General features: G+C 42.8%; 25 protein-coding genes, 1 tRNA gene, 1 other RNA gene and 1 pseudogene. 6 read left to right on the top strand and 22 right to left on the bottom strand.

What is annotated here, in order from left to right; genetic code table 11:
- Nucleotides 1-256: 256 nt before the first annotated feature.
- From DWV68_RS09350 to DWV68_RS09405, 12 genes are all read right to left on the bottom strand, one after another.
- Nucleotides 257-973 carry a CvpA family protein gene (locus DWV68_RS09350; protein WP_118665613.1) on the bottom strand — a complete coding sequence of 239 codons (717 nt, stop codon included), beginning with the start codon at nucleotides 971-973 and terminating at the stop codon, nucleotides 257-259.
- Entirely contained in the window at nucleotides 970-2,181 is a 1,212-nt protein-coding gene (locus DWV68_RS09355; RefSeq protein ID WP_117947531.1) for a DUF5711 family protein, read from the bottom strand. The genes DWV68_RS09350 and DWV68_RS09355 overlap by 4 nt, the downstream gene beginning before the upstream one ends.
- Before the next feature lie 81 nt (nucleotides 2,182-2,262).
- Nucleotides 2,263-3,567 (bottom strand): LysM peptidoglycan-binding domain-containing protein, encoded by a 1,305-nt coding sequence (locus DWV68_RS09360; RefSeq protein WP_118665615.1) that lies wholly within the window; start codon nucleotides 3,565-3,567, stop codon nucleotides 2,263-2,265.
- 153 nt (nucleotides 3,568-3,720) lie between these two features.
- Complete coding sequence (locus tag DWV68_RS09365; protein ID WP_022244305.1) at nucleotides 3,721-4,668, bottom strand: transketolase family protein; 948 nt, start codon at nucleotides 4,666-4,668, stop codon at nucleotides 3,721-3,723.
- Entirely contained in the window at nucleotides 4,656-5,492 is an 837-nt protein-coding gene (locus DWV68_RS09370; RefSeq protein WP_022244306.1) for a transketolase, read from the bottom strand. The genes DWV68_RS09365 and DWV68_RS09370 overlap by 13 nt, the downstream gene beginning before the upstream one ends.
- A gap of 40 nt (nucleotides 5,493-5,532) precedes the next feature.
- On the bottom strand, nucleotides 5,533-6,129 hold the full coding sequence (gene recR / locus DWV68_RS09375; protein ID WP_118057577.1) for a recombination mediator RecR: 597 nt from the start codon (nucleotides 6,127-6,129) through the stop codon (nucleotides 5,533-5,535).
- A 26-nt stretch (nucleotides 6,130-6,155) separates the two neighbouring features.
- The gene (locus DWV68_RS09380; RefSeq protein ID WP_022244308.1) at nucleotides 6,156-6,512 is read right to left on the bottom strand and encodes a YbaB/EbfC family nucleoid-associated protein; all 357 of its coding nucleotides are present in this window, start codon (nucleotides 6,510-6,512) and stop codon (nucleotides 6,156-6,158) included.
- Between the two features lie 21 nt (nucleotides 6,513-6,533).
- Nucleotides 6,534-8,096 (bottom strand): DNA polymerase III subunit gamma/tau, encoded by a 1,563-nt coding sequence (gene dnaX / locus DWV68_RS09385; protein WP_118665617.1) that lies wholly within the window; start codon nucleotides 8,094-8,096, stop codon nucleotides 6,534-6,536.
- Between the two features lie 20 nt (nucleotides 8,097-8,116).
- Nucleotides 8,117-9,190, bottom strand: a complete 1,074-nt coding sequence (locus DWV68_RS09390; RefSeq protein WP_118544559.1) for a 6-phosphofructokinase — start codon at nucleotides 9,188-9,190, stop codon at nucleotides 8,117-8,119.
- Nucleotides 9,191-9,298: 108 nt separating this feature from the next.
- Nucleotides 9,299-10,741 (bottom strand): aminoacyl-histidine dipeptidase, encoded by a 1,443-nt coding sequence (locus tag DWV68_RS09395; RefSeq protein ID WP_118665619.1) that lies wholly within the window; start codon nucleotides 10,739-10,741, stop codon nucleotides 9,299-9,301.
- Nucleotides 10,741-11,103: a PqqD family protein gene (locus tag DWV68_RS09400; RefSeq protein WP_118665621.1), complete on the bottom strand. Its 363-nt coding sequence runs from the start codon at nucleotides 11,101-11,103 to the stop codon at nucleotides 10,741-10,743. The genes DWV68_RS09395 and DWV68_RS09400 overlap by 1 nt, the downstream gene beginning before the upstream one ends.
- Before the next feature lie 87 nt (nucleotides 11,104-11,190).
- Complete coding sequence (locus DWV68_RS09405) at nucleotides 11,191-13,104, bottom strand: OPT family oligopeptide transporter (RefSeq protein WP_118665623.1); 1,914 nt, start codon at nucleotides 13,102-13,104, stop codon at nucleotides 11,191-11,193.
- 181 nt (nucleotides 13,105-13,285) lie between these two features.
- Here DWV68_RS09405 and DWV68_RS09410 point away from each other — a divergent pair.
- Nucleotides 13,286-13,371 (top strand) — tRNA-Ser (locus DWV68_RS09410).
- A 74-nt stretch (nucleotides 13,372-13,445) separates the two neighbouring features.
- On the opposite strand, the gene DWV68_RS09415 is transcribed toward DWV68_RS09410, so the two are convergent.
- The 3 genes from DWV68_RS09415 to DWV68_RS09425 are packed head-to-tail and all read right to left on the bottom strand — an operon-like array spanning nucleotide 13,446 to nucleotide 16,276.
- A complete protein-coding gene (locus DWV68_RS09415; protein ID WP_158575686.1) occupies nucleotides 13,446-14,405 on the bottom strand; it encodes a cation diffusion facilitator family transporter in 960 nt (319 codons plus the stop codon).
- Between the two features lie 51 nt (nucleotides 14,406-14,456).
- Entirely contained in the window at nucleotides 14,457-15,599 is a 1,143-nt protein-coding gene (locus DWV68_RS09420) for a sensor histidine kinase (RefSeq protein WP_117842080.1), read from the bottom strand.
- Nucleotides 15,596-16,276, bottom strand: coding sequence for a response regulator transcription factor (locus DWV68_RS09425; protein WP_022244316.1), 681 nt, complete (start codon nucleotides 16,274-16,276; stop codon nucleotides 15,596-15,598). Before DWV68_RS09425 ends, DWV68_RS09420 begins: the two co-directional genes overlap by 4 nt.
- Nucleotides 16,277-16,377: 101 nt before the next feature.
- Between DWV68_RS09425 and DWV68_RS09430 the strand changes: the two genes are divergently transcribed.
- Genes DWV68_RS09430 through DWV68_RS09440 form a run of 3 tightly spaced genes read left to right on the top strand, consistent with a single transcriptional unit; the run spans nucleotide 16,378 to nucleotide 18,368 of the window.
- Entirely contained in the window at nucleotides 16,378-16,518 is a 141-nt protein-coding gene (locus DWV68_RS09430) for a CD1871A family CXXC motif-containing protein (RefSeq protein WP_197420846.1), read from the top strand.
- Nucleotides 16,511-17,425, top strand: a complete 915-nt coding sequence (locus tag DWV68_RS09435; protein WP_118057573.1) for a 4Fe-4S binding protein — start codon at nucleotides 16,511-16,513, stop codon at nucleotides 17,423-17,425. The genes DWV68_RS09430 and DWV68_RS09435 overlap by 8 nt, the downstream gene beginning before the upstream one ends.
- A 34-nt stretch (nucleotides 17,426-17,459) precedes the next feature.
- Nucleotides 17,460-18,368, top strand: coding sequence for a TlpA disulfide reductase family protein (locus tag DWV68_RS09440; protein WP_118057572.1), 909 nt, complete (start codon nucleotides 17,460-17,462; stop codon nucleotides 18,366-18,368).
- Between the two features lie 156 nt (nucleotides 18,369-18,524).
- On the opposite strand, the gene DWV68_RS09445 is transcribed toward DWV68_RS09440, so the two are convergent.
- From DWV68_RS09445 to DWV68_RS09465, 5 genes are read right to left on the bottom strand one after another with little or no spacing between them, the layout of a single operon-like run.
- Nucleotides 18,525-19,388: a DUF4300 family protein gene (locus DWV68_RS09445; RefSeq protein WP_242988783.1), complete on the bottom strand. Its 864-nt coding sequence runs from the start codon at nucleotides 19,386-19,388 to the stop codon at nucleotides 18,525-18,527.
- Entirely contained in the window at nucleotides 19,372-19,731 is a 360-nt protein-coding gene (locus tag DWV68_RS09450; RefSeq protein WP_242988784.1) for a hypothetical protein, read from the bottom strand. The genes DWV68_RS09445 and DWV68_RS09450 overlap by 17 nt, the downstream gene beginning before the upstream one ends.
- 37 nt (nucleotides 19,732-19,768) lie before the next feature.
- A complete protein-coding gene (locus DWV68_RS09455; RefSeq protein WP_118057570.1) occupies nucleotides 19,769-21,532 on the bottom strand; it encodes a sensor domain-containing diguanylate cyclase in 1,764 nt (587 codons plus the stop codon).
- Nucleotides 21,508-21,942 (bottom strand): SdpI family protein, encoded by a 435-nt coding sequence (locus DWV68_RS09460; RefSeq protein WP_118057569.1) that lies wholly within the window; start codon nucleotides 21,940-21,942, stop codon nucleotides 21,508-21,510. Before DWV68_RS09460 ends, DWV68_RS09455 begins: the two co-directional genes overlap by 25 nt.
- A gap of 24 nt (nucleotides 21,943-21,966) precedes the next feature.
- A complete protein-coding gene (locus tag DWV68_RS09465) occupies nucleotides 21,967-23,598 on the bottom strand; it encodes an N-acetylmuramoyl-L-alanine amidase (RefSeq protein WP_118057568.1) in 1,632 nt (543 codons plus the stop codon).
- A gap of 358 nt (nucleotides 23,599-23,956) precedes the next feature.
- Here DWV68_RS09465 and DWV68_RS09470 point away from each other — a divergent pair.
- Nucleotides 23,957-24,079 (top strand): annotated as a pseudogene (locus tag DWV68_RS09470) (glucosamine-6-phosphate deaminase); the annotation flags it as partial.
- Between the two features lie 12 nt (nucleotides 24,080-24,091).
- A complete protein-coding gene (gene nagA, locus DWV68_RS09475; RefSeq protein ID WP_243089524.1) occupies nucleotides 24,092-24,955 on the top strand; it encodes an N-acetylglucosamine-6-phosphate deacetylase in 864 nt (287 codons plus the stop codon).
- Between the two features lie 250 nt (nucleotides 24,956-25,205).
- On the opposite strand, the gene DWV68_RS09480 is transcribed toward nagA, so the two are convergent.
- Together DWV68_RS09480 and ffs are read right to left on the bottom strand one after the other, a co-directional pair.
- On the bottom strand, nucleotides 25,206-26,144 hold the full coding sequence (locus DWV68_RS09480) for an ROK family glucokinase (RefSeq protein ID WP_118057567.1): 939 nt from the start codon (nucleotides 26,142-26,144) through the stop codon (nucleotides 25,206-25,208).
- A 100-nt stretch (nucleotides 26,145-26,244) separates the two neighbouring features.
- Nucleotides 26,245-26,506: signal recognition particle sRNA large type (gene ffs, locus DWV68_RS09485), an RNA gene on the bottom strand.
- Nucleotides 26,507-26,526: the final 20 nt, after the last annotated feature.

A 26,526-nucleotide genomic window follows, 5' to 3' on the forward strand; every position in this document is an offset into this window, starting at 1 on the left:
GTCAGCTTTTGTCAACAACTTTTTTTATTTTTTTAATTCTTATCTCCCGCCGCGGCAGGCGTTTCCTGCGCGGTGGAGTTTTATAATAGCACGTCATTTTCGGGATGTCAACACCCTTTTTTCGGTTTTTTTACACACTTTTTTCAGGCGGTTTGTGGTTTCTAACAAAAAGCAATAGATATTGTGGATTCTGTTTTTTCATCCTACAATATCTATTTGCTGATATTTTTATGTCATTTTAAATTTTTTATACATTTTAGAAAATTCCGGTAAATATCTGTACCAGAAGATTATGCTGATAGAGAAATGCGAGGAACTCATTTTCTCCGATATATGTCACCAGCCGCGTGCCCCATTCTGTGGCTGCCATAATATGTATCAGATAAAATGCCACCCAGACTATAAGAAATCCTTTCACACCGCCTGCCAACATTCCCATGAACCGGTTGATTCCTTTCAGAACCGGAAGCTTCACCACCAGATCCAGCACATTCAAAATAATATGAAGAACCAGATATACCACCACATATGTCACTATGCAGGCAATCAGACTGATGATAAAATGCGTGATTTTTTGTGCCATTGCCTGATAAACTCCGCTATCTGCCAGTGCCTGATGGACCGCATCACTTCCCGCTTCTGCCGCTTTGTCCATAAGGGCATCCAGTTCTCCGCCACTGATACCATTTTCTTCTAACTGCTGTCTGGTCTCTTCGGACTTCTCCTGTGCTTCCCGGTCCAGCCGGTCCTGCGCATTTTTTTCCACATGCTCTAAGCATTTCTCCGTGATTCTCTCATCCAGCTCTGTGTTTTCTTCTATATAGGTTGTAATCTTTGGAGCTGCAACCGACACCACTGCAAGGGTGATAATCATTGCAAGCAGGGAGAATACTATTTTTATAAATCCACGGAAGTATCCCTCCAGGGCACATACTACCAGGATTCCAATCACACATATCAATAACCAATTCACTTCAGTCTTACCTTCTCTGTTGTTCCTTCCATTATAAATATATAACCATTCTGGCTGCCGTCTGAAATTACATCATACAGCGGTGTATCAAATGTATAGGAAAATTTCTTTACACCATATGTATTGTAAATCTGACACTCTGTGGCGTTCCGGATACAGATTTCTCCATTTCCAAGGAAGTCCACATTTTCATAATCCATGGTAAAATCCTTGCTTAATACATGTTTGCCACCGGTATTATAAATTTCCATATGGCGGCTTTCTTCTGTGCTTTCGGTATCGGATTCTGCCTGCACATCATTATTGTAAATGATGCCAATATAATTTTCACTGGTAAATACACTCTTTATTTCCTGGTTCAGCGCAATTTCATCATCCGGCTCCGGTTTCTGGGTACCTCTGAACAAAATAATTTTGGAATCGCCAAATGCCACCAGACGGTTGTTATCGGTAAATTCTATCTGAGGTATTATCACATCCGGATAGTCGAAGCTTCCTACCATATAATCAATCTCATTTTGTCCTACTGAGCCAAAATTGTAGAATTTGATTGTGCTGCATACTTCTCCATTATTGACCGTGAGCATGGACACTGCTAATTTCTTTCCATCATTGCAAAGGGAAATATCCAGCGGATAACCGCTTTTTTCTGTATAGAATGCGCCGGACACCAGATTTTTGCCATTTTGGTCATACATACGGATGTAATTCTCTCCGTCACTCTCCATCCATACTGCCACAACGCCCTGGTTGGCTACGCTTATTCTGGAGATGTTCATCGGTGTCTCAATTTTGCCCTGCATTCCCGCCTGATTCATGATATAGATTTCAGTTCCGCCCCTATCTGCCAATGCCACATAATCCTCACAGACATCTGCCATTGGTTCTTTCATCTCATAGGTCTGGTTCCAGTACACTTCATCATTGGCGTCGGTATAAATTGCCCCATCGTTACTATATTTGATAAAACCATTTCCATATGCAAGAAACTGGCTTCCAGCAGTGTCCTGACGTTCCACGCTTTTTTCTACCGTGTAACTATTATATTTCCGCAATTTCTGAAAAAAGAAAATCCCCAATGCTGCAACAGCTGCCAGTGCCAGCAACAACAATATGATTTTTATTATTTTCAAACGATGTTTCCGTATTTTGGTATTCAGTTCTTCTTCGTCTGTTTCGATGGTACGAAACTGTGTTTTATCTGCCATTTCTGTTTCTTAACTCCTGCTGTTCTCTTCACTCTTCTATTGATTATAGCCTATATTCCATGTTTCGGCATTATTTTTTTCTTATGGAAGTATTAATTTTTCGCCAACCTTTATATTATCGACATTTTCAATCCCATTTGCCGCACACAAATCTGCCACATGGGAAGCATCCTGATATATCTTTTTACTGATGGAAATCATGCTGTCTCCCGGCTGCACGATATAATAGCCCTGCTGCAATATAATTTCCGCCTCAGACTGGGGCTGCGTACTTGCGGATGCTGCCTGGTCAGATGTATTATCTGGTGCTGCCGTGTTATCCTGTGCTGCCGTGTTATCCTGTGCTGCCGTGTTATCCTGTGCTGCCGTGTCGTCCGCAACCTGTAAGTTTTCTGCATTCTCTTTTTCTGTTGGTTCTACCTGTCCCGCAAGGTCCTCGATGACCAGCTTTGTCTGGGTTTCCGTATCCGGTGCAGGGTCTGTTCCTGATGAATCATTTTTCTGTTCCATGACGCTGACTGCAGTTTCTAATTTCTTCATTTTCTCATAATTATTAAACATGCTGATGCCGACGACTATAATTGCAATGACCACCAGAAGACCACTTCCATAAACCAGTGAATGAAATGCCGGCAGTTGAAAATTCTTTTTTGGTCTGTTTAAGACCAGCTCCCGGTAGTTTTTTAATGCCTCATCCCGGACCTCCTCCGGTTTCACTTCCTGCGGTGTGTCTTTCCGCGATACTATCATATACTCCTGCATCGCCTGGTTGCGTTCATAATAGATATAATAGCCTTCTTTTTTATGAACGGCTCCATCTTCATATATGTATAACGTTTCTTCTTTTTCCAGGGAATCCGACAGCAGCAGAAGTCTATTGTTTCCACCAAAGAAATTTTTCAGTATCCGTTCCAGTTCCGGTGTCAGGCAGGGTGCTGTCCCCTTCTCATCATAAAACCAGCCCAGCAGGGTGCTTCCATCAAAATAGCGTTTAATTAAGGTGCATATTTCTGTCCGGATTTTCTCCTGAAAGACCGGAGCTGTCCCACAATATGCAATTTCTGGCAATTCAAATGCACCGTTTACATAAATGTTTGTATTTTTACCATACTGCTCGATTCTGCCCACCAGAATGCATACCCGCCGTTCATTCATTCCGAGAAATGCCGGATGCAGATAGGTGTATACATAATCTTCTATGAAAATGTGTTTTTCACCCTCTGGCGTCCCAATCTGGCGGAAATTTCGTGGAAACGTTGCCGTATCCTCCGCCTTCTCGTTCGTTCTTCTATTTTCTGTCACTATATTTCCTGTTGCGGTATTTCCTGCCGGTGCATTTCCTGTTGCTGAATTTTCTATTTCCTTCCGTTGTATAATCTCTATCACTTCTGCCGCCCCTTTCCTCTTGTCCTGGGACAACCATAACACAGAGGCGGCGGATTTTTTGCCATATCATGGATGGCGAAAAATGAAGTTTCTGACAGGTTTTTACGAAAAAAGCTGCCACTTTTTCAGTGACAGCTTTCCTTTTTGTCTTTTTTAGTTTTCTTTTACAAAGGCTTTTACCTTTTTGTAGATACTTTCTGCATCCAGTCCGTATTTTGCAATCAGTTCCGGTGCCGGGCCTGACTCGCCAAAGGTATCATTTACGCCAATGCGGAGCACTTTGGCCGGCGCTTTCTCGCAAAGGACTTCACATACAGCACTTCCAAGTCCACCGATGATGGAATGTTCTTCTACGGTTACGACTTTGCCTGTCTTAGCGGCTGATGCAGCAACTAATTCTGCATCGATTGGCTTAATGGTATGGATGTTGATAATCTCTGCATCAATGCCATCTGCTGCCAACATTTTCTCTGCTGCTAATGTCTCACTTACTTCCAGTCCGGTTGCAAAGATGGTAACATCTTTTCCTTCTTTTAAGACGATTCCTTTTCCGATTTCGAATTTGTAATCTTCGTTATCGTTAAATACAGGAATTGCAAGTCTGCCAAAGCGGAGGTAAACCGGTCCTACATGTTCATATGCCGCTTTTACTGCAGCTTTTGCTTCAATATCATCACTCGGATTGATCACTACCATTCCAGGAATTTCACGCATCAGTGCAAGGTCTTCTAAGCACTGGTGGGTTGCACCGTCTTCTCCTACAGAGATTCCTGCATGGGTTGCACCGATTTTTACATTCAGGTGTGGATATCCGATTGCGTTACGCACCTGCTCATAAGCACGTCCTGCTGCAAACATTGCAAAGGAACTCATGAATGGAACTTTACCGCAGGTAGAAAGTCCTGCTGCGATTCCAGCCATATTTGCTTCTGCAATTCCACAGTCCAAGAAACGTTCCGGAAATGCTTTCTTGAAGATTTCCGTCTTGGTTGCACCTGCCAAATCGGCATCTAATACTACAAGGTCTGTGTGTTCCCTGCCCAGTTCTACTAAAGCATTACCGTAGCTTTCTCTTGTTGCAATCTTCTTTACTTCTGACATAATGCTTCACCTGCTTTCTTCAATTCTTCCATTGCCTGTTCGTACTGCTCGTCATTTGGAGCTTTTCCATGCCAACCCACCTGATTTTCCATAAAGGAAACTCCTTTTCCTTTGGTGGTCTTTGCGATGATTGCAACCGGCATGCCTTTTACTTTCTTTGCTTCTGCAAAGGCATTACGGATTTCTTCCATATCATTTCCATTGATATTGATTACATGGAAATTGAATGCTTCAAATTTCTTATCAATCGGATATGGAGAACATACTTCTTCTACCGTTCCATCTATCTGAAGGTTATTGTTATCTACGATTACAGTCAGGTTGTCTAAGTGATGTGCGCCTGCCCACATGGCAGCTTCCCAGATTTGTCCTTCCTGAATCTCACCATCACCACACATTGCATACACCTGGTAATCCTTATCATCCATCTTACCAGCCTGTGCCATTCCTACTGCGCAGGACAATCCCTGTCCTAAGGAACCTGCAGACATATCAACACCCGGAATATGTTTCATATCCGGATGTCCCTGTAAATAAGAACCTGTATGACGCAGTGTCACAAGATCTTCTACCGGAAAATATCCTTTGTGTGCCAGTACAGAATATAATGCCGGAGCTACATGTCCTTTCGACAGCACAAATCTGTCGCGGTCTGCCATCTTCGGATTCTTCGGATCCACATTCATCTCTTCAAAATACAGATATGTCATAATATCTGCTGCGGAAAGTGATCCGCCTGGATGTCCGGATTTTGCACTGTGCAATGCCGTAACAATACTTTGTCTTACTTCATTTGCCTTTTTTTCCAACTCTGCATTCGTCATTTTACTTAACCTTTCTCATGAATAAGCTTGTTTGTATCCATTACAACTCCACACGTCCCTCTAACGCGCGAAGTAATGTTACCTCGTCAATGTATTCCAAATCCCCTCCCACAGGGACGCCGCTGGCAATTCTTGAGACCTTGATTCCGGTCGGTTTCACCAGCTTGCTGATATACATTGCTGTTGTCTCTCCCTCTAAGCTTGAATTGGTGGCGATGATGACTTCTCTTACATCACCCTCCAGCCGATGTATCAGCTCCTTGAGCTTAATGTCATTCGGTCCGATTCCAAGCATCGGAGATATTGCCCCATGAAGTACATGATATACTCCTTCATATTTTCCAGTTTTCTCATAAGCTGCCAAATCCCTGGTGTCCTCTACTACCATGATTACGCTGTGATCCCTCTGGGGATTTTTGCATATCGGACAGAGTTCATCATCGGTCAGGGTCAGGCACTCTTTGCAGTAGTGTATATTCTGTCTTGCATCTAATATGGAATGACTTAATTTTTCCACATTTTCTTCCGGCATATTCAAAATATGAAATGCCAGTCTCTGCGCCGACTTTGGTCCAATTCCCGGCAAGCCGGAAAGTTGTTCTATCAGACGGCTTATCTGACTGCTGTAATAGTCCATTCTGCTTCCTCTTCTCTTCCAGCTGATTAGAATGGGAATCCGCCGCCAAGTCCACCCATGCCACCGGTAATCTTGGACATGGACTGCTGGGAATATTCTTCAATCTGGCGCAGTGCCTCATTGGTTGCTGCCATAATCATGTCTTCTAACATTTCTACATCATCCGGGTCAACTGCTTCCGGATCAATCTTTACTTTGGTTACTTCTTTCTTACCGGAGACTGTAACCTCAACTGCACCGCCACCTGCTGCGGCTGTTACTTCTTTCTCCTCTAACTCCTTGGATGCCTCTTCCATCTGGCGCTGCATCTTCTGTGCCTGTTTCATAAGGTTTCCCATATTTCCCGGCATTCCGCCTGGAAATCCTCCGCCTCTTTTTGCCATGTTTCCATTTCCTCCTGTATTTTATTCATCTTCAATGGTTATATCCATATTGATTATCTGTGACAAATCCACATAGGATTCTTCAAACGGACGATTCGACTGATTCTGCTGAATCTGAATCTCCACTTCTTTTTCTATATAATCAGAAATCACCTGTCGGATTTCATTTCTGTGACCTTCTTCTTCCACGTAGCCTGCTGCAACCGGGTCATCCAGTACAATCATCAGACGGTCATCTCCGCCAAGACTTAAATGTGCCGACTTAAGATAGGTGCGCACCACGCCGCTCATCTTCGGCAGAATGGAATTCCAGTTCTTTACAATCTGTTCCACATCTTCCGGTATTGCTTTTGGCATTGGTGGACGGCTGACCGGTGCTGCTGCCTCGGCCGGCTGTGCTGCGGTATTCACCGGTGCTGCCATGGGAATCCCCTGCTCCATCTTCTTTTCCAACTTTGCTAACCGGTCTGTAATGGAATCCATGTTGGTCTCCATTGCAGGTTTACATAATTTTATAATTGCAATTTCAATTAAGATTCGTTTCTGGGAAGAATATTTTACCTGATTGGACAGCTCGGAGAAAATCCGGATATACCGCATCAGCACATCCGCTTCTACCAACCGGGCTTCTTCTTTTAAAAGTGCCATGTTCTCAGAAGACATATCTAAGACTTCTTCCATATCGTCTGAGCCTTTTAACAAAAGCAGGTTTCTTAAATACCAGGTAAAGTCATTGACAAACTGTCCTAAATCTCTTCCTTCGATGACCAGCTCTTCTAACTGCGAAATAGCACCGGCCACATCTTCTGCCAGCACTTTCCGCAGTAATTTGGAAAAGACTTCCGTATCTACCGCACCCAGCACCTCTAACACATGGTCATAGGTCAGCTTCTGTCCTAGATAAAAAGCGATGCACTGGTCTAAAAGGCTTAAGGCATCCCGCATGGAGCCGTCTGCCGCTTTAGCAATATAACGGATTGCCCGCTCTTCCACTTCCACATTTTCCTTTTCCATCAGTTCCATCAGACGGTCTGATATGGTCTCAATGGAAATTCTCCGAAAATCATACCGCTGACATCTCGAAAGAATCGTAATCGGTATCTTATGGGCTTCCGTGGTTGCCAGTATAAAAATGACATAGGAAGGCGGCTCTTCCAGGGTCTTCAACAAAGCGTTAAAGGCTCCGATGGAGAGCATGTGCACCTCGTCTATGATATAAACTTTGTATTTTCCTTCTGTCGGGCGGTATGCTACCTCTTCCCGGATTTCACGGATATTATCTACGCCGTTATTGGATGCCGCATCAATTTCGATAACATTCATGGAACTTCCTGCCGCAATTGCTTTACAGCTTGCACATTCTCCACAAGGGCTTCCATCTACGGGATGTTCGCAGTTGACTGCCTTGGCAAATATTTTTGCGATAGTTGTCTTACCGGTTCCTCTCGTTCCACAGAACAGATATGCATGGCCGATACGGTCTGCCTTTATCTGGTTCTTTAAGGTTGTTACTATATGCTCCTGTCCTTTGACATCCGCGAATTCCTGTGGGCGGAACTTACGGTAAAGTGCCATGTATGACATCTATTCCATCCTCGCTTCTCTTAATCTCCAAAGCTGATTCCAATGGTCTTTGCTTCTTTAATCATCTGACAATCCGGGTCAACAGTCTTTAACTTGCCAGCCACATCCTTCAGTGGAACACGCTTTGTCTTATCATTAATCATCGCAATCATGTATCCGTAATCTTCATCAATGATTGCCTGGGCTGCTGCTGCACCAAGTCGTGTACAGAGTGCACGGTCATATGGGCATGGACTGCCACCGCGCTGGGTATGGCCCGGTACGGTTACACGTACTTCGGTGCCACTGCGTTTCTCAATCTGGTCTGCAATCTCATAGGATACAGACGGATATTTATAATTCTTTAACTTCTCTTTGTATTCTTTCTTGGAAAGTGCTGCATCTTCCTTGGAAATAGCACCCTCTGCTACCGCAAGAATGGTAAAGCCTTTTCCATCCCTGGTTCTCTTATCTATTGCTTCGATGACTTTATCAATATCATATGGGATTTCCGGCAGTAATATGATATCTGCTCCACTGGCAACACCTGCGTACAGGGTCAGCCAGCCCACTTTATGTCCCATGACTTCTACGATAAAGACACGATTATGGGATGCTGCTGTTGTGTGTATACAATCAATAGCTGCACATGCTACATTGATTGCACTATAGAAACCAAAGGTAATGTCTGTTCCATAGATATCATTGTCGATGGTCTTCGGCAGATGGATGACATTTAATCCCTCTTCCCGAAGGAGATTGGCAGTCTTCTGTGTTCCGTTTCCGCCAAGGATTACCAGACAATCCAGTTTCAGTTTATGATAGGTCTGCTTCATTGCTTCCACCTTATCCAGCCCGTTCTCATCCGGCACACGCATCAGTTTAAATGGCTGTCTGGAAGAACCTAAGATAGTTCCGCCCTTGGTAAGGATTCCTGAAAAATCCTTTGATGTAAGCAGACGGTAATCGCCATAAATCAATCCCTTGTAACCATTATAAAAACCGTAGATTTCCAACTCATCCACATTATGACTTAATCCTTTTACCACGCTACGCATTGCTGCATTTAATGCCTGACAGTCTCCGCCGCTGGTCAACATACCTATTCTTTTCATTTGCTGCATCCCTTTCTTTGCTTATTGTTGTGCATACGCCCACACATCCAAAATATATTATAATATATTTTTTTTTAGGGTACAAGCTATAATGCCCGCTTAAGCAATTTATTTACAGGCAATTACTTTTAAGATATAATCCCATACTCTCTTTGTGGAAGAAATGCTTAATTTCTCCTCTGTGGTATGAATGGCAATCATATCCGGTCCGATGGAGACAGCATCCAGTCCGTCAATCTTACCTGCTAAAATGCCACACTCAAGTCCGGCATGAATTGCTTCTACGGTCGGCTCTTTTCCATACATTTCCTTGAAAATGCGGACCATATCATCCCGGAGTACAGAATCCCTGCGGTATTCCCACGCAGGATAATTACCGGTATTGGTGACTCTTCCGCCAAACTCTTCCACCAGCGCAGCAATACGTTTCAAAAGATATTCTTTTGCGGTTCCCACTGCACTTCTTACGGCATACTGCAGAGTCAGCTTATCTTTTTCCAGAGTCAGAACGCCGAGGTTTAAAGAAGTCTCTACCAGTCCCTTGATGTCATCACTCATGCGAAGAATTCCATTTGGAAGCAGGTTGATTAAAAGCACTGTTTTTCTTGCCGCAGCTTCTGTTAATACTTCCTTCTCACAGTTTTCTTCTACTGCTACGGATATCTGGATATCCGGGTCACTGGTGGAAAATTCATGGGTGATTTTCTCTGCAATTTCTTCTATTTTATGGACAAGCTGTGTGGCATCTTCCTGTACCATAAGCTCTGCTGCACTTTCTCTTGGAATGGCATTCTGCTTATTTCCGCCGGATAATGCTGCTATCTGATAATGATATTCATCTTTTAATTCCAAAAGAATTCTTCCCAGTAAAATGTTGGAGTTGGCTCTTCCTTTGTCAATTTCCACGCCGGAATGTCCGCCCTTTAAGCCTGCCACATGAATAGAAACAAGATTTCCTGCGCTCTTTTCCCATTCCGCCGGAAGCTCACATACGGTGCTGCATCCACCGGCACAGCTTACCAGCATGATTCCTTCATTTTCAGAATCTAGGTTCAGAAGCTTCTTGGCTTTCAAGTGGGAAACATTCAGTGCTACGGCACCTTCCATGCCAACCTCTTCGGACACGGTACAGATAAATTCGATACGCGGATGCGCAATACTGTCAGAGTCTAAGATTGCCAATGCGTATGCAACTGCAATTCCATCGTCGCCGCCAAGGGTTGTTCCCTTTGCACTGATATAATCTCCATTTACTTCCAGTGTCAGTCCGTCATTTTCAAAATCGATGGTGCTGCCCGGTTCTTTCTCGCACACCATATCCATATGTCCCTGAATCATCAGCGGTGCAACATCTTCATAGCCCGGTGCTGCCTCTTTGATGATAATGACATTTTTTACTTCATCCTGATAATATTCTAAGTTCCGTTCCTTTGCGAAGTTTACCAGATAATTGCTGATTTTCTCCTCTTTATAGGATGGACGTGGAATATTGCTGATTTCTTCAAAATAATGAAATACCTCTTTTGGTTCTAAGCCTGCTAATGTGCTCATTATGATTCCTTCTTTCTTAATTTATTCTCATATACGATAAAATGGTTGTTATGCAGAATCTTGATATACTGGGACAGTCTCTCGTAAAGAGGTTCTGCCTTGTCGCCGAATTTTTCTTTTACCAGTGTACCAATCTCATAGATGGTTTTCTTTCCATCCATCTGCTCCCACACGAAGCTGCCGAATTCATCCAGCTCGATATAGCTGTATTTCGGTTTCTTAAATAATACCTGTGCGATTTTGTTAAACACACCTTTGTTATGCATTTTTATTTCTATTTTGCCATCTTTGTTCTTATTACATTCAAATAATGTATTCGGACGTGGGATATAATCTAAATAATTGTCTTTTTTCTTTGCCATATTGCCTCCTGTTATCTTCGCTAGCAGTATAAAACATCTGCCGCCTTTTCGCAAGACGGCAGATGTAAGAACTACTTTATTCTGTTTTTAATTTTCTTTTTTCTTCTTTCCACGGATGAAAAGGATTAAGGTTACAGCAAGTAATGCAAAGAATACCAGTCCGCCAATGTTTCCTAAACTGAAACCGAATATTGCAGATAAGTTAAATGCATCTGCAAAGGTCTCTCCCTTGAATGGAATGACTGCACAGACTGCAAGGAGAATTCCTACCAGTCCCTCTCCGGCAATCAGACCGGATGAGTAAAGCACTCCATTTTCCACTTTGCGTTTCTTCTCTTCTTCAGATTCACCCTTCTTCTTATCGAAGTATAAGCGGATTAATCCACCAACAATCATTGGTGTGCTTAAGTAAATCGGAAGGTAAAGACCTACTGCAAATGGCAATACCGGAATTCCAAGGATTTCTACTACTACTGCAATACCAACACCTGCAAATACCAGTACCCAAGGAAGGTTTCCGCCCATAACTCCTTCTACTACCATCTTCATCAAGGTTGCCTGCGGTGCAGGGATTGATGAGGAACCATAGCTCCATGCTGCATTTAACAGATATAATACTCCACCGATTGCAATAGCAGATGCTGCTACACCGATGATTTCACCAACCTGCTGTTTCCAAGGTGTTGCTCCTACCAGATAACCGGTTTTTAAATCCTGGGATGTATCTCCGGCGATTGCTGCGATGATACAGATGACAGAACCGATTGCAATAGAAGCTACCATTCCAGGCATTCCGATGGTTCCGGTTGCTTTTAAAATCATAGTTGTGATAAGCAGTGTTGCAATTGCCATTCCGGATACCGGGTTATTAGAACTTCCTACGATACCAACCATTCTGGATGATACGGTTGCAAAGAAGAATCCGAAGATTACAATAATAATTGCTCCAAGAAGGCTTACCGGAACTGCCGGAACCAGCCACATGATAATAGCCATGATTCCAATCGTAAGAATTACGATATTTATTGGAATATCTTTATTGAGACGGCTGTTGTCGCCATTTCCTTTGCTTCCGTAGCTCTTTAATGCCTGACGGAAGGTCTTTGCGATAAGTGGCAGATTCTTTACCAGACTGATGATTCCGCCTGCAGCAACTGCTCCTGCTCCAATGTAACGGATATAGTTTGACCAGATTCCTGCTGCGCCAAGTTCAGATACCGGAACACTTGCCGGGAAAATGGTAAGGTCTGCGCCAAAGAGTGCGATTAACGGCATCAGTACGAACCAGCCGATTACTCCACCTGCAAAAATGTAGGAAGATACTCTGGCTCCACAGATATAACCAACTCCAAGAAGTGCCGGAAGTACATCCATTCCGATTCCGGAACCCTTGTAAGATTTGATTTCATAAGTCACTTCACTCGGGAATACTTTCAAACCATCTGTGATGAATTTGTATGCTGCTGCAATTCCCAGACCAGCAAATACGGTACTTGCTTTTGCTCCGCCTTCTTCTCCGGCTACCAGCACTTCTGCACATGCTTTTCCTTCCGGATAAGGAAGCTTTCCATGCTCCTGTACGATTAACGCACTACGAAGTGGAATCATAAACATAACTCCGATAACACCACCGATTAATGCAATCAATGCGATTTCCACTAAAGATGGCATGCTTGTGCCACCTTCCTCTGCCCACATGAACAGAGCCGGAAGTGTAAAGATTGCTCCTGCTGCAAGAGACTCTCCGGCAGAACCGATGGTCTGTACCATGTTATTCTCCAGAATGGAGTCCCTTCTTAAAATTACGCGGATAATTCCCATGGAAATTACCGCTGCCGGTATGGATGCCGACACTGTCATTCCTACTCTAAGTCCTAAGTATGCATTTGCTCCACCGAAAACTACGGCCAGCAGGATACCCAGAATAATAGAGATTGGCGTAAGCTCCGGCAAAACTTTGTCTGCCGGAATATACGGCTTGAACTCTTTTTCATTATTCATTTGTCTAATCCTCCTACTTATGGTCACTATAACCAATATAAATAATATTATACGGGCATTTGCCGGGTCTGTCAATGAAATCTGCTTGCATCCGGCAGGAAAATATTGTATGATATATATGTTATTGTGCAAAACACTTTACCACACGAATCCAACAAAGTGTATGCACTCTTTTTTATCTGGAGATGTATCGAAGTGGTCATAACGGGGCGCACTCGAAATGCGTTAGCCCTCCGGGGCACGCGGGTTCGAATCCCGCCATCTCCGTTTCATAAAAAGTGCCGGTGGAATATTCCATCGGCACTTTTTATACACTCCGGCACCTGTGTCCGGTATTATTTTTATTCCGGCAAATCCGGTATCAGTTCTACATAAATCTGGTCAAAGTATTTCTTTAATTCCTCCCGGATTCCATTTCTGATTCTGGTGAGGGACTGCATTGTAATAATATCATTGGGACTGTCTATGTATATTTCCACCCAGGTTTTTCGTCCGGTCTGGATGACATCCAAAAATTCTATCGTATAGGAACAGGTCTGCATATATTGTTCTGCTATGGAACGTATCTGGTCCATCACTTCCTGCTCCGGTGCAAAGAGCACCAGCTCCCTGAGTCCATGCAATATCATTTTCACCGGTTCTACAATTAAGATTAATGCCATCACAATTGCTACTACCGGGTCTATGTACGGTGCCAGCCATTCGTACGGTGTCTTCTGCAGCAGGAACTGTCCGAAGAATGCGGCGGATACGCCAAAACTGCTGACTACATCCAGTTTCCAGTTATACATTTCCGCTTTTACCACTACGGATGCATACCGTTTACTGAAATAATGAAGCAGGAAATAAATGACAAGGCAGCCGGCAAATACACCAAACTCAAAGCCTGCAAGCTGGCTGGCATTTACCATATGTCCACCATGCAGAATGCTTTGAACACTGTCAATTAAAAGCTGGATGGTAACTACTAAAAGCACACTGTACTTGATTACCAGAAATAACGATTCCACCTGGGAAAATCCATATGGTCTGCGTTCCGTTACCGGCCGGTACAACAGTGGCACCAGCACCAGAAACGGTCCTATCATTATTAAATCTGTCACATCAAATACGCAGTCCATCAGTATTGCATGGGAATGACTGATATATGCCATAACTCCTTCTGCTGCTACAAAGAGTACACTTCCAATAAAGGACAGGTTTATCATTCTTTTTTCCAGTTTCATTTTACTGGCTGCATTCATTTCCTTAATTACCGGTAAATCTTCATTGGCTGTACGGACTATTTTTCGTTCCGGCATTTTCTTTCCTCCCATTCCTGGCTGTTCAAAAGCACATCAGATATATTCTCTTTAAAAAATCACATCAAAAATCGTCCCTCCAGACGGACTGGCCTTAACTGTTATACTGCCATCATGCACTCTCACAATTTCATGAACCAAAGCAAGTCCCAGACCTACGCCCCCCAGTTCCCTGCTTCTGGATTTATCCACACGGAAGAATGGTTCAAACACGCGCTCCCGTAGTTCCTCCGGGATTCCACTTCCTGTATCCTCTACTGACAGATAAACATGCTTTTCCTTCTGATACGCAGTAACTGTAACCTGTCCACCTGAATGATTATATTTTATTGCATTTTCAACAAGATTATATACCAGCCTGTAAATAAGAATATCACTTCCGACCATTGTTGTATTCTTGCATTTTCCAGCAAGCTTTATATTTTTTTCCTGTGCAAGAGGTTCCAAATCTGCCAGCACTTCATCAATGAGAGCGTCAACTGCAATTTTCTCATCTCTCCCCACCGTCTGAAGTTCGCTCATGTCAAGAAGTGTCTTTACCATCCTGCTGAGCCTGTCATTCTGTTCCGTAACCATCTTTATCGTCTGTAAAGTATCTGTATCATTGCCCGGATGTCTGGCGGAATTATATAAATCAAGCTGTACCTGCATTAAAGACAGCGGGGTTCGAAGCTCATGTGCTGCATTTGCGGTAAATTGTCTTTGTATCTCAAAGGCATCCGAAAGGCGTTCCAGCATTTTGTTATATGAAGCACTAAGCTGGTTCAGTTCTTTCACCTGATTCTCTTCTATCCGTGAATCTGCCAGATTCTGTGCCTGTACTTCTTCGATTTTATCCGAAAACTCTCTAATCGGTCTGAGGGCACGCCCACTTATAAAATATGTAGCCACTCCACCAAGAAGTGCCAATAAAGCTGAAATTATCAGGCTGCTTTTTTTGTAATCCGTCTTATTGTTATATACCTGGACCGAAAAATCATTTGCAAATTCGTCCCACTTGTCTTCCGGAATACTGATATATATTTCGTCTGATTCATTTCCATTCCCATCTCCCTGTGCATCAACAGTCTCCTGCAGGGAATCCATATAATACACACCGTTTTTATAGACCAGCATAGTCAGGCATCCACATATTACCGCAATATATAATGTAATGATACAGGTAAGCCTCCACTGCAGCGACATTCTTCTCATTTATCGGACTCCTCTCGTATTTTATACCCCTCTCCCACCTTGTTCAAAACCGGATCATATCCAAGCACGGACTTTAGTTTTCTTCTGAGTGACGACATATGCACTCTGATGGAGCCGCTAAAGCTATCCACGGATGCATCCCAGACATGCTCTATCAGTTCCTCCTGGCTGACCGGTCTGCCAAGATTAAGAAGAAGGTATTCCAGAATACCATTTTCTTTTCTTGTCAGGGGAACCATTTTCCCTTTTGCATATGCCTCGCGTCTTATCGTATTGAACTTAATTTCACCACTTTCCAGGCATATATCCTTCTGCACAAATTTTCTTCTTGTCAGGCTTCTGATACGTGCCTCAAGTTCCTGCAAATGAAACGGTTTTTCCATATAATCGTTTGCACCTGCATCCAGTCCCTCAACCTTATCGGCAATCTGTCCTCTTGCAGATAATATCAGGACCTTCGTCTCCTCATTTTTCTGTCTAAGTTCCCTTAAAATGTCCATTCCATCCATACCCGGCAGATTCAGATCCAGAACAATCAAATCATAATCCTCCGCCAGAATGCATTCCAGTGCCTCTTCCCCGTCATAGCAGGTATCCACCTCGTAACCGGCATCATACAGACTTTTTGCAATTGTGTCACATATTTGTTTCTCATCTTCAACTATTAATAATCTCAAGAGCTTTCACCTGTTTCTTAACAAAAATTTTACAACTGCTATTGTATAATACCCAGGTCAGCAGGTCAATAAATTCAACAAATGAAAGGAGCAACAATATCTTGAAGTGTCAAAAAATATCTCAAATTGCCTTGCTTATCACCGGTATCACTATGGTCAGCTATGGTGCAATCAGAGGTGAAGCAGCTGCCGTACTTGGCAAAGCGATAAAATTATGTCTGGAGTGTGTCGGAATTGGATAAGAATAAAAAAATAATATCAAAAAGAGCTGCTGGAATACGTGGATGGATACAGGCAGCTGCCACGCTGCTTACTAATATTCATATTCCCAATTTATTCAAGGGTAAAATATATCAGGGCAGTGCTAAAACGGTATGTGTACCCGGATTAAACTGTTATTCCTGTCCCGCTGCATCCGGAGCCTGTCCTATCGGAGCTTTTCAGGCAGTTGTCGGTTCATCGCGATTTAAATTTTCATACTACATAACAGGATTTTTTATTTTACTCGGTGTGACACTTGGGCGATTTATATGTGGTTTTTTGTGTCCGTTTGGATGGTTTCAGGATTTAATCCATAAAATTCCCGGGAAAAAATTTTCTACAGCCCGGCTGAAACCACTAAGATACCTGAAATATCTTATCCTTATTGTTTTCGTTATACTTCTGCCAATGTTTGTAACGAACTCCATTGGGATGGGGGATCCGTTCTTCTGCAAATACATTTGTCCTCAAGGCGTTCTGGAAGGGGCTATACCTCTTTCACTGGGAAATGTTGCCATACGATCTGCACTGGGAAAGCTATTTTCTTTTAAATGCCTTATTTTAATTACAGTTGTTGTGTTAAGTATTTTGTTTTACAGACCCTTCTGCAAATGGATTTGTCCTCTCGGGGCAATCTACTCACTGTTTAACAAGGTCAGCTTTCTTAAAATTAAGGTTGAAAACAGTAAATGTGTCGGATGCGGTCAATGTTCCAATGCCTGTAAAATGGATGTTGATGTGCTTAAGACCCCGGATCATCCGGAATGCATACGATGCGGAGCATGTATAAAAGCCTGCCCTAAAGATGCCATCCACTATCAGTTTATGGGCATGCCATGCGAAAAAAGAGCATCCGTAGACAACAATATTCAAAAAAGTAACCATTAATTTTATTATCAATTATTCAAAGGAGAAATTATTCATGAAAACAAAAAGAACCGTTATTTCTATTTTTACCCTCTGTACAGCATTATTGTTTACAGCTTGTAGCGGAAAAGGAACTTCAAACACAGAAGCTTCCCGCGATACCCAGACCGAAGCCGGCACTGAAGTTTCCGGCAGTTCCAACACTACGCTGGATGATTTATATCAGCAGGAGAATCAGCTCTTTGCTGATCATGAAGATGCATGGAACAAAGCATTTGGCATGATGAATAAAAGTACTGCTGATCCAAGCGGAAATTACGCCGACTATCTGGCTGCCACCGTCGAATCAAATAAAGACTCATTTACAGACGATGAATTAAAAACTCTTACAGATGATATTGAAACAATTCGAAAAATCGAGGAACAGATAGCAGCAATCGAAAAGGACAATACAGCATCTGACAATGCCTCCCAGAAGGATAATTCTGACGATACCTCTCCTTTCAGGAATTTCTCCGGTCAGGATTATGATGGTAATTCTGTTGACGAAAGCCTGTTTTCCGGAAATGCAGTAACTGTCGTTAATTTCTGGTTTACCGGCTGTAAGCCTTGTGTTGCCGAGCTGTCAAAACTTAATGAATTAAATGATACCATCAAATCCATGGGAGGAGAGGTAATTGGAATCAATACAGAAACCTTTGATGGAAACGAGGATGCCATCAAAGAAGCTGCAGCTATTCTGGAAAGCCAGGGGGTAGCATACCGCAATCTTTCCATTGACTCTGCTTCTGATGCAGGTAAATATGCCTCTGATATTATGGCATTCCCTACCACAATTTTAGTCGATAGAAATGGTAATATTGTGGGCGATCCGATGCTCGGTGGAATTGATAATCAGGACAACTACGATACCCTGATGAAACAGATTCAATCTGTAATTGATGCTGACGGTGCCAATAAATAAAACGCCCCTGTGGCTACAGTTCCATTGCAGTCATTCTGGTTATATGATATCCGCCGCCCATCGTTCTTTCCCGAACGATGAGGCGGCGGTTTTTTGCCAATTACATCTATCTGATTTTTACTCCAGTTCCACATAAGTTGTAAAATATTTACTTCTTTAAATATTTTTCTTTAATGTTCCGAGATATTCTCCATTACAATAAACAAAGGGACCTGCTTCACCCTCTTCTCCAAAATATTCCGGTCTTAGCGACATAATATCAAGCAATTCATCCATATTATGCACCTTTGTTGCCTGATACGGCTGTTCAAAAGCGATTTTTTCTATAAACAAATAATAGTCACTGTACTTTATCAGAACACCGGTATGCCCCACAAAAACAACATCCGAGTATGGGTCATATATTACTATGCTAAGAAGAGAGAGCCTGTCACTATCCACTTGAAATCCATAATGTTTCCAGCTATCGGAAAATGTATTTTCCGGGTGACTGCCATCTGTTACACTTTTTTCTCCATAGAGTGTGGTGAACATATTTTTATTCTCTTTTATGCTTTCATACCTGTCCACATTATCTATTGCTTCTGTATCAAACATTAAGTAGGTACCCTCATAGCTGTCTTCTGTCGATTCTGCACGGAGCACACCATCCAGCAGAAGAAACGCTGTCATTCTGCAATCAGCATCCGAATAGTCATGGTTCTGTTCCCAGCCATCCATACATTTTCCAATATCTGCTTTCATTTTTCCAGGATCTGACCAGCCATCCTCCAGTCCGGCATTTTTTCCGGCAGTATCCGCGAAATCAGTCGTCCATTCCCGAAATGTATCTACATGGGAAGCTCCTGCTGATTCCAGTTCTTCACAAATCCCGGCAATGGAGTCTTTTCCTCCCATATATGTTGCAGCCGGCAGCTCCTGATTCTGTGATGCTTCTGTACAGGCACACAGCAGCATGGCCAGGAATACCATTGCTGCTGACAATCTCATTGTTATTTTGATTTTATTTTGCCTTTTCAACAGATAATACCTCTCCCTCAAACGGATCTACCTCAGAAATTGTTCCTGTATATTTTACCGTTACAGTATCTCCATTGCTGACATTTTCCAATCCCTCCGGTTTTTCTTCAAAAGTAAAACTATATGGCGTATCATTCTCATCTGTCACAACAAACATAAAATCCTTTATCTCATCAATGGTTCCTGTTAATTCTTTTTCTTCTGCTGTTCCTTCTTCTTTTCCCTCTTCGCTGCTATTTGTGATTGCATTATCCTGCTTCACCTCTGTCTGGCCACATCCTCCAAATAATCCAGCCCAAAATACCATTCCCATTACAATTGCGATTAATTTTTTCTTCATCATCCTATACCTCTTTCTTTTTTATCATGTTTTACAGTCTCTAAAATGCATCTCTGTAATGCCGCTTTGTAGAATTCCAGTCCACCATCAGTACATAGAACACTCTGCCGTATCGTCCATTTTCCACAATTCTGCCATGGTCAAGCACCCTCATTGAGGTTCCATCTGCTTTTTTCAGATGGAAGTGTACATAATCATTGGAATGTCCTTCTCCTATCTGCTGCCAGATACTTTCTTCAACCTGCTCCCTTTCTTCTTCTTCAATCAGGTTACGGAAGCTTCCTTTTGTATACTCCTGCAGTTCTGCCATGGACCTGCATCCGGTGAGACGGATCATCTCATGGTTTGCAAAAAGAATTTCATCATTTTCTTTATCTGCTTTATAAATAATAAATGCTCCCGGAAGATTTTCTGAAACATCCTTCAATGCAAATCCAAGCTGCTTTCTGATTTCAAGGCCAATTCCTTCCCGGTACTGAATACAACCATTTTTCCCGTCAAGCTTTACTTCATAAAGTGCTGCATCTGCACAGCGCATCAACCGTGAATAGTTTTTTCCCTGTAACGGATACTCTGCATATCCCAGGGAAATAGTATATGTCACTTTTTCACCTTCATACCAGAAAGAACGCTTCTTTTTTGTAAACTGTTCCAGTTTCTCCCTTACTTCTTCACCGGTGCAATTATCTAAGAAAATGCAGAATTCATCCCCTCCTTTCCGTCCAAGCACAGCATGTTCCGGGAACGATTTCCGCATGCTTTCGGCTAATATCTGTAATGCCCTGTCTCCGGATTCATGTCCATACATGTCATTAATGAATTTGAAATCATCAATGTCAAACTGCGCTGCCACGCAGGAAGCTTCCGGATACTTTTTCAAATACTGTCTTACCTGCTCCTCAAATCCATGCCTGTTATTGATTCTGGTCAATACATCGGTTACAGCCAGCTTTTTAAATCTATTTTTATGCTCATCCAAAGCCAAAATCATAGAGACAAGTCCCGTCAGCAGCAGAACAATCAACAGTCCGCCAGCCAGCATTCCATAAAGGTGCTCATGATTCGACCAGCCTGTCTTCGGCATGATTTCCAGTTTCCACCGGTTTCCAGCTGCTTCAAATTCATAAGCAACCGGATTTGTCAGAATTGCTCCTGAGCTATATACTTCTTCATATGTTGTATCCCATGGAGAAACGGTCTTTGATAACGTATAATCATAGTCAAAATCCGAAAGTGCTTTTAATGAATCTGAAAAAATAGCCGGTACACGGATAATTACAATGGCAAATCCCCAGAATTCTTCTTCTCCGTTTTCATTTATCAGGTATATCGGATTTCGTATTGCCATTCCATATCCACCCTGCTCTAATTGAAACGGTCCCTGCATAATTTCAATATGGTTATCTCTGGCATAACGGGAAATTTCTCCCCTGTCTGCATCATTGAGCAAGTCGATTTTTCCGGCTTCATTGCCATCTTCCGGATATATCTCTGTTACTACACCATCCGGTGCAAGCTGGATACTCTGGATGGAATCCGTCATCATATCCTCTGCCACCTCTGAAAATTTATTAATCCTGCCATTTTCACTGACCAGAAGCTGCTTTAAAGCATTTGTAGCTCCAACTTCCTGCATAATATCAGACTTTATCCGCTCAGAATATATCATTGCATTCAGGTTCGCCATTTTTCTGCTATGGTTCCTCTGTATATTTCCTACTCCATATAATACAGCTCCCAAAGCAGTCATCCCAAGCAGTAATACCATGACTGGCAATATTATTTTTCTCTTTTGTATCCGCATTTTCTGTCCTCACAACTACCCGAAAATCTTATTTCTCTTTTCATTCTGCTTCCTGTTATCAGGTATGCACTGAGTATAAACCCAAAACTCGGAACGCACAATATCAAAACAGCCGGAAGTGTTGCATCTTCGCTATGCCAGAAAGCTTCCACGAACCAATAAAAACACCTGGTCAGCGGATATGCCAGCAGAAGGTCGATACTTCCTGACACCAAAAGACATTTTCCATATAGTTTCTGTGCCCTGTACCAGTGCTCCTCTGATTGCTCTGCTTTCTTTCCCCGGTAGGTAGGATATCTTTCTCTCTGCCGTTCCTCCCACCTCAAGGGCATATAAAATGCAATACTTCCAGCTACTAGTATAATGATGCTTAATGTAATTGGTAAGATTAATATTGCATATTTTTCCACCGGACTTCTCCTTGTATCTGCGTCTTACTGAAATGCCACCACTTCGTAGCCTGCTGCCTGCGCCGCATCAATAAATCTTCCAAGAATGGCTGTATTGGTGGTAGACTCCGCATGTAAAAGATAAATTGCTCCCGGATGCATCCGGTCTTTTAATTTCTGTAACGCTTCTGACTCGCCTGGCTGGTTATTGACATCATAGTCCTTGTATGCAAAGCTCCAGAACACGCTCTTGTAGTTGCAGTTATTGACCACTGCTAAGGACTGGTCACTGAATTTACCCGCCGGGAACCGGAACAGGTGCATATCATAGCCAAAATTATCCTTAATATACTGGTGGTTCTCCATGACTTCATTTTTCTGCTGCTCCAAACTCTGGGATGGAAGGCCCTCGGACGGATGGGTCACGCTGTGATTACCAATCTCATGTCCCTCGTCAATCATCCGCTGTACCAGCTCTGGCTGTGCCTTGGCATATGGCTCTGTCACAAAAAAGGTTGCCTTTACGCCCTTTTCCTTTAAAGTATCTAAGATTTGCGGCGTACAGCCATATTCGTAGCCTTCGTCAAAGGTCAGATAAATCTTCTTTTCATCTGCTCCGATAAAATTCGCCTGATAGTCTCCGTATTTTTCCTGATAAGAAACAGCTCCAATCGGCCGGTTCTCTTCATCAAAATTCACGCCCTGCCCCCAGTTCTGACAGGTTCCATCCAAAGCTTCCACATTGGCAATCTGCTGGTTGGTAATAACTTCTCCAACGTTTTTCGTATCTTCTGTGGCGGTACTGTCTTCTGTGCTGCCGGAGGTTCCATCTGTGTCTGTATCACCTGTTGTAGTATCTCCGATGGACGTATCTGCTTCTGTATTTCCACCTGTTCCGTCACCATGGTAAGTCTTATAAGTAGCAATAATGGCATCTCCAATAGCCGCCGCATATGCTTCCTTATTATCATCAAAAAGCTGATTGTCTTTGGCATTATTCATAAATCCCATTTCAACGATACAGGACGGCATATGGGAATGGCTGTTTACATAATAATCCTTTGAACTGCTCTTCTGGGTTCCCTTTTTCACATCACGGTCGCGCTGTACACCGACTCCGGCTAACCCCTGCTGGATATTTCCGGCAAGTCCCATGGTCTCTTCATTGGCTCCACTGTATACCCATGTCTCTACTCCATATCCCTCTCCGGTATTCCGGTGCAGGGATACATAATAATCTGCTTCCGCTTCATTTGCTATATCACATCTCTCTGACAGTTTTAAGAAGGTATCATCACTTCGTGTCATGATGACATTCACATCTTTTTCCTGCAAATAACTCTGTACGGCAAGTGCCATGGCAAGAGTATCATCTTTCTCATAGCGGTTCTTATAGTCAGAACCATTGTCCTTTCCGCCGTGTCCCGCATCAATGCACACCGTCAGTCCCTTCTTATCCGGTTCCTTCTCCTCTTTATCTCCGGACAGCTTTTCCAGTATACTGATGGTATAGTCTCCATTCCCATCTATAATAGGAAGATGTTTTTCCAAAACACCGGTCAGAAGGTTTACGATTCCCAGCACTAACAGCAATACCAGTACACAAAAAGCTGCTGAAATTGCATTTCTTATTCTCCTTAATTTCTTTCTTCGTTCTCTTTCTCTTCTTGTAGACAATGTTTTTCTCCGTTGTTTCTTATGTTTTCCGTAATTGCTTACAATCTATTTTCATTGTAAAGCAGCCCCCACAGCGGGTCAATTTAAGATTTCTTAAATTTTTTCATAAACTGGTTTAATCCTGTTTTAATCTGTGTTAAATTATGATTTAATCATATTTGATATGGTAATGTGTTAGCTTGTTATGATTTCTATTTAAGATATATTTGCCACTGCATATTTCTATTAAGCGGCTATTTTGTCTATTTTATAGCATTTTCATTTTTCCGATTATATAATCAGACTAAACAATATAGAAATTGCCTTTTAAGGAGGGGTACTATGCGTATTTATAAAGCAAAGGATTATAATGAAGTATCAGGCCCTGTTTGGTCCAATCACTCCGACTGTTCCTGCTTCTATCCTGCAGTTACATAACAACGTATCCATTGTTGCTGATGAAGCAGCTCTTTCACTGATTATTAAAAATAAACTGATTTAAGGGGGTATTCGAATGATTATCCGAAACGGTCTTGTATGGGGTGATGACTTCACTTTCCGTGAAAAAGACTTATATATCGATGATGTTACACATACAATCGTAGACAAACCCGTCTCCGAACATGAGGAAATTCTGGATGCAAACGGCAATTATGTGATTCCGGGACTGGTTGATGTGCATATCCATGGTGCAAAGGGTCATGATTTCTGTGACGCAAATACAGACGGACTTTCCGATATTGCAGCTTACCTGTATTCCTGCGGTGTTACATCCTTCTGTGCAACATCCATGACTTTACCGGAAAACCAGCTTATGGAAATCTTCGAAACTGTTTCCGGTGTACCGGATGACAGAAACCATTCCTATGTAGCCGGTATTCATATGGAAGGTCCTTTCCTTTCCCCGGCAAAGAAGGGTGCCCAGAAAGAAAGTTACCTCTGTAGCCCTAGTATAGACGTATTTTGCCGCTTGTTAGAAGTTTTCAGTGGCAAAATAAAGTTAATCACCATCGCTCCGGAACTTCCGGGAGCAGACAAATTTATCGAAAAATTCCATGATGAAGTTACTATTTCTCTTGGACACTCTACTGCTTCTTATGAAATTGCCTCAAAGGCCTTCGCAGCAGGTGCCATCCATGCAACTCATCTGTTCAACGCCATGCCGGCATTCCACCACCGTGACCCGGGTATTGTGGGTACCGCTGCTGATGCCCCACATGCAATGGTGGAAATTATCTGTGATGGCATCCACATCCATCCAGCCGTTATCCGCAGCGTTTTCCGCATATTTGGAGATGACCGCGTCATCTTAATCAGCGATGCCATGCGTGCAACCCTGCCAAGAGCATTGGAATGGAGAAAACCATCGGAAGCCTGACCCCGGGTGCAAGGGCTGATGTACTTCTGTTGAATAAGAAATACGAATTAGAACGCGTATTATGATTATTTAATCATCTTTTAATTATTTAGTCTCCCTTTCTTTTTACTGGACTTTGTGCCTTTTTCAAGGTCCAAGAGAGTCCTTTGGTTCTCGCAATAAATCAAGAAAAGCCTCCGTCCCAGGACGGAGGCTTTTCACTTACTTACGAAAGAATCTGGCAAAGCATGTTTCTCGATTCATCTGATTCTTAGTCTAATATCATCTGCACGCAGCCGTACATTCCGGCATCATTTCCAAGGGATGCCAATGCAAACTTGGTGTCCTTGCAGGATGCAAATGCATGCTCTTTGAAATGTTTTGCTACCGTATCAATTAAGATATCTCCGGCTCTGGATACGCCACCACCGATTACGAATACCTGTGGGTTAACGACACAGGCAATATTAGATAACGCCATACCAAGTGTCTCGCCTAAGATTTCTACCGCCTCTAATGCCAGAGCATCTCCTTTTTTTGCCTCATCAAAGATATCCTTTGCTGTCAGCGGTTCAAATCCGCGTAAGGAAGACTCATCATCTTTCTCAGCCAGAAGTTTCTTCGCCATGCGGACGATTCCGGTAGCTGATGCGTACTGCTCTAAGCAGCCATGTCTGCCACATCCGCAGGTATCTTTTTCCTCTGTATTGACGGTAATATGTCCAATTTCGCCGCCTGCTCCGTTTGCGCCCGGAATAATTTTACCATTGTGAATAATTCCGCCGCCAACACCGGTTCCAAGCGTAACCATAACGACTCCGGTGTAGCCTTTTCCACCGCCCTGCCACATCTCGCCAAGGGCTGCTACATTCGCATCATTTCCTACTTTAACCGGAAGACCTGTCTTACTGCTTAATTCATCGGCAACCTGAACCTGTCCCCATCCGAGGTTTACACATACGGAAACAGAGCCATCTTCTAATACAGGACCAGGAACACCTACGCCGATTCCTTCCACATCTTCTTTTGCAATGGATGCTGATTTCATTTTCTCGTCAATGGATGCTGCCACATCATCTAAAATATGTCCGCCATTATCTGCCTTGTTGGTTGGGATTTCCCACTTATTCAGCATTTTCCCGCTGGTCTCAAATAATCCGATCTTACAGGTGGTTCCACCAATATCTACGCCAAAACCGTACTTCTTCATCTTTATCTCCTTTATTATATTAAATTTTCTTCTCTCCGACTTTCTTATGAAGAACCCTTATCTTTATTATATTATAATTTCTAATTTTTTGCATTAAAAACCGAGCATCCTGTTTTGAATTCTCGTTGCAAACGTTACCTGAACAGCCAACTCAGTCCAGGCGACCTTACGGCACACAGGAGCTTCCGCTTAGGGCTGCTTCATTCCTGACCTGACCCGGTTCACAGATTCCTGTTGCGTAAGACCCAGACATCAACGCCACTTATTCAGGGCTGCTTTACAATTTCAAACCCGAGACAGGATATCACCCCAGCTATAGCGGATTGCTGGTACAGGGCACCGCTGCCACCCCGGCTGCTCGGAATCTAAATTATAGCCTATT

It is taken from the genome of Roseburia sp. AF12-17LB, from assembly GCF_003479605.1.
Lineage (GTDB): Bacteria > Bacillota > Clostridia > Lachnospirales > Lachnospiraceae > Roseburia_C > Roseburia_C amylophila.

Excerpts from the sequence above, each read along its gene's own strand:
- DWV68_RS09355 (WP_117947531.1), bottom strand. The coding sequence starts at position 2,181 with ATGGCAGATAAAACACAGTTTCGTACCATCGAAACAGACGAAGAAGAA.
- DWV68_RS09365 (WP_022244305.1), bottom strand. The coding sequence starts at position 4,668 with ATGTCAGAAGTAAAGAAGATTGCAACAAGAGAAAGCTACGGTAATGCT.
- DWV68_RS09370 (WP_022244306.1), bottom strand. The coding sequence starts at position 5,492 with ATGACGAATGCAGAGTTGGAAAAAAAGGCAAATGAAGTAAGACAAAGT.
- recR (WP_118057577.1), bottom strand. The coding sequence starts at position 6,129 with ATGGACTATTACAGCAGTCAGATAAGCCGTCTGATAGAACAACTTTCC.
- DWV68_RS09380 (WP_022244308.1), bottom strand. The coding sequence starts at position 6,512 with ATGGCAAAAAGAGGCGGAGGATTTCCAGGCGGAATGCCGGGAAATATG.
- dnaX (WP_118665617.1), bottom strand. The coding sequence starts at position 8,096 with ATGTCATACATGGCACTTTACCGTAAGTTCCGCCCACAGGAATTCGCG.
- DWV68_RS09390 (WP_118544559.1), bottom strand. The coding sequence starts at position 9,190 with ATGAAAAGAATAGGTATGTTGACCAGCGGCGGAGACTGTCAGGCATTA.
- DWV68_RS09395 (WP_118665619.1), bottom strand. The coding sequence starts at position 10,741 with ATGAGCACATTAGCAGGCTTAGAACCAAAAGAGGTATTTCATTATTTT.
- DWV68_RS09400 (WP_118665621.1), bottom strand. The coding sequence starts at position 11,103 with ATGGCAAAGAAAAAAGACAATTATTTAGATTATATCCCACGTCCGAAT.
- DWV68_RS09405 (WP_118665623.1), bottom strand. The coding sequence starts at position 13,104 with ATGAATAATGAAAAAGAGTTCAAGCCGTATATTCCGGCAGACAAAGTT.
- DWV68_RS09415 (WP_158575686.1), bottom strand. The coding sequence starts at position 14,405 with ATGCCGGAACGAAAAATAGTCCGTACAGCCAATGAAGATTTACCGGTA.
- DWV68_RS09420 (WP_117842080.1), bottom strand. The coding sequence starts at position 15,599 with ATGAGAAGAATGTCGCTGCAGTGGAGGCTTACCTGTATCATTACATTA.
- DWV68_RS09440 (WP_118057572.1), top strand. The coding sequence starts at position 17,460 with ATGAAAACAAAAAGAACCGTTATTTCTATTTTTACCCTCTGTACAGCA.
- DWV68_RS09450 (WP_242988784.1), bottom strand. The coding sequence starts at position 19,731 with ATGATGAAGAAAAAATTAATCGCAATTGTAATGGGAATGGTATTTTGG.
- DWV68_RS09455 (WP_118057570.1), bottom strand. The coding sequence starts at position 21,532 with ATGCGGATACAAAAGAGAAAAATAATATTGCCAGTCATGGTATTACTG.
- nagA (WP_243089524.1), top strand. The coding sequence starts at position 24,092 with ATGATTATCCGAAACGGTCTTGTATGGGGTGATGACTTCACTTTCCGT.
- DWV68_RS09480 (WP_118057567.1), bottom strand. The coding sequence starts at position 26,144 with ATGAAGAAGTACGGTTTTGGCGTAGATATTGGTGGAACCACCTGTAAG.